The organism is Caballeronia sp. (genome assembly GCF_049581465.1).
Taxonomy (GTDB): Bacteria; Pseudomonadota; Gammaproteobacteria; order Burkholderiales; family Burkholderiaceae; genus Caballeronia.
This window is the reverse complement of record NZ_JBAUSA010000603.1, coordinates 1-2,791: the sequence shown is the minus strand read 5'-3', so window position 1 is coordinate 2,791 and position 2,791 is coordinate 1. Positions and strand designations below refer to the sequence as shown.

Sequence of the window (2,791 nt, the reverse complement as noted above, 5' to 3'; positions counted from 1 at the left end):
CCATCACGTGATGCGACCAGCGCCCCGGGTTCGAGCGCTGCTTCGTTTTTGCCCTGGCGTGTTTCTGACGGGAGGTCTTGCGCTTACCGTTGCTGTTGTTCTTCGATGTGGTCGTCATGTCGTTCCTCCCTGGCTATTTTGAATGCTTTTCGATCAGCCGATGTGCGTGCCTGAAAGCCTCCACGATCGCGCGATACACCCTCTCGCGGGTCCCGGCATCGGGGGCGCGAAGCGCGTATGAAGGATGAAAAGTCGCGATGACCAGACGTCCATCGTGTTCGATCGCGTCGCCCATCGAAGCCTGCAATTTAACGGTCGATTTTTGCAGCACCGACTTCAATGCGGTCGCGCCCAAAGCAACGACGACGGTGGGATCGTGCTCCGCCAATTCGCGTTCGATCCAGTAATGACAGGCATCCACTTCCCGTTGCGCCGGTGTCTTGTGCAGGCGCCGCTTGCCACGCGGTTCCCACTTGAAATGTTTGACCGCGTTGGTTACATAGACTTGCTTGCGGTCCACGCCGGCCTCCGCGAGCGCGCTGTCCAGCAAGGCGCCAGCAGGACCGACAAACGGTTTGCCCTGCAGGTCTTCCTGATCGCCGGGTTGTTCCCCGATCACCATCAACGGCGCTCGATGCGGACCCGAACCTGGAACGGCCTGTGTCGCTGCTTCCCACAGCGCGCAGCGCCGGCATTGATCGAGGCGTTCCGGTTGCTGGTCGGCACGAATGCTGATGGGCAGTGAGGAGGCCATGACTGCATCAACCGGCAGCGCTGCGCGCTTGCGCCAGCGTTAGTGTGGATCGCATGGCCGCCGCCTGTTTGCTAGAGTAGTTTGGAGGCCGCGCGAACGCGGCGCTTACGCTCCTTCTCCAAGGCGGCCAACGCATTGTCCGCGGATGCGTCGTCTGGAAAAATGTCGCGCTTTCCCCGAAGCAGTTCCTTGCTGGCAACGACGTCGTTCAACGCGCCGAATCGCTTTTGGATTTTTTTCAATTCCTTCGCCGATTCAAGCTGCTTCTTCGGCAGTAGTGGTTCAAAAAACTCCAGGAGATATCGAACTTTCTTGCAGGCTTTACGCACTTCATGATACGTCGCGTAATCGGAGCGCTTCGCATGCGACGCCCGGCGCATTCGCTTGTGCATAGCCCCCTCCGCAGACTGGAGACGCTTGCGTGCAAACTGCGACAAGGGCGTGCGTTTGTGTGCCGTGTTCAAGTCCCTGTTTGCATTTTTGAGCGCCCCGCGAAGTGCCGTCTTGATACTCGCGCCGGACAGCGTCTCCCGGCTGCTAGTCAGCGCGCCACTACGAGCTGCCCGAAGACTATCGATAGGTGTTTGCTTAACATGCAGCGTGTCATTGAGCAATTCGATGAGAATGTCCCAATCACGGGTCTTACCCGCCGCACTTGCAATATATTTAAAAAACGCCCGTTGTTGATCATCAAAGTTCTTATTGAGCAGCGGCCGATACGCCCACAGAAGCGATCTCAAGCGACGTAGCGCGATGCGCAGTTTATGCAAGACCTCCGCGTCAGGGTCCGCGTTCAGCGCAGCCGCGCGGGAGATAGCATCATCGACCAAAGGCGTCGCATACGAGGAAAACTGGGACTCAGCGGTCTCGTGTGTTGAGGAAGCCGTTTTACTGTCAACTGTCATATCACCTCCTCGATGAGGAGAATGCGCACGAACGCTTTTTTCGCGCGCATCCACGTCTGCGCCGCCGCATTCGACGCGGCTGCACAGCCCCCCTCGACAGCTTGGCCATCCTGATCGGGGCGCGGCGTCATGCGGCCCGCGAGGCCGGGCCACGGTTGCTCCTGGGCAGGAAAGGGCGGATGCGGGTAGAGCGTGCGCGGGTCCTGCGGTGGACTCGCCATTGTGGTTCCTGTCGAATTGGAAACATCGGTCTGTGCGACGGCCCGTGCTGCCACTGCCGTAACAAGCCCTGCTGTCGCGCCCTGCATCACAGTGCGGCGCGAAGTGGATATTTTTTCGGACGGCATGGTGCACTCCAATGTCTAGGGGGTTTCATACGGGACCTTCTTGTTGACACGCCAGCAAGTGCGATTCCTGCCTTCCGTGAGCAGGCGGTAGTAGAAGATTTTCAATGGCGATCAGTCAAGTCAGCGCGGGCCAACGCCATGCTGGCACCCCTGCCCGCTGGATTGCGCTGACCCATTTGCCGGAACGGGCTCAAGAGTGAATTCTGACGCGGGCTGAACCCGGACCCCGGGACCGCGTTTTGCGTTTCAGGCGGCATCATCCGTTGCTTGAAACGCCATGTCTGATACTTTGCCCGTCCGCCCGTCATGTCGCCGCATTTCGACGACGCAGCTCAAGGCGTTCGGACCGGATGGCTACGATGACGTCTTTTGTACCGAACACAGCTGGAAGCTTGCGCTTGCGTGATGAAGAACGTCAACGACGCGAGGGACGACCGCCCCGCCACGAATGCGCCTCCAAAGATACCGGTGGTCGTACTTACGTTCAACCGCTTGGCGCAAGTGCTCGAGACCCTCGCGCGAGCGACGTCACGCGCCGAGCTTTACCCAGTAAGCACACTATAGGGAACAAGAGTTGCGAGTACGTTGAATCATTTGTCCCGGGGAGCCAGACATGAGCACCGTCCATAAGGAAACGGACGCCTACCAGCACGCCAGTGGCGGCTGGGGATCGGTAAAAGCGGTCGCTAGCGCATTGATTCAAGAAAGGGCACCGATTGAAACGAGCCGTGTGCTTGTACAGCAAAACAAGCCCGACGGTTTCATGTGCGTGGGCTGTTCCTGGG

3 protein-coding genes are annotated in these 2,791 nt (G+C 59.0%); all 3 read right to left on the bottom strand.

Going from position 1 to position 2,791, the window contains the following annotated elements; translation table 11 throughout:
- Positions 1-133 precede the first annotated feature (133 nt).
- The 3 genes from WCA53_RS14770 to WCA53_RS14760 all read right to left on the bottom strand — a co-directional run bounded on the left by WCA53_RS14770 (position 134) and on the right by WCA53_RS14760 (position 2,006).
- On the bottom strand, positions 134-754 hold the full coding sequence (locus WCA53_RS14770) for a UdgX family uracil-DNA binding protein (protein ID WP_423911496.1): 621 nt from the start codon (positions 752-754) through the stop codon (positions 134-136).
- A 71-nt stretch (positions 755-825) separates the two neighbouring features.
- Complete coding sequence (locus tag WCA53_RS14765) at positions 826-1,659, bottom strand: CHAD domain-containing protein (RefSeq protein ID WP_423911499.1); 834 nt, start codon at positions 1,657-1,659, stop codon at positions 826-828.
- Entirely contained in the window at positions 1,656-2,006 is a 351-nt protein-coding gene (locus WCA53_RS14760) for a hypothetical protein (RefSeq protein ID WP_423911495.1), read from the bottom strand. The genes WCA53_RS14765 and WCA53_RS14760 overlap by 4 nt, the downstream gene beginning before the upstream one ends.
- Positions 2,007-2,791: the final 785 nt, after the last annotated feature.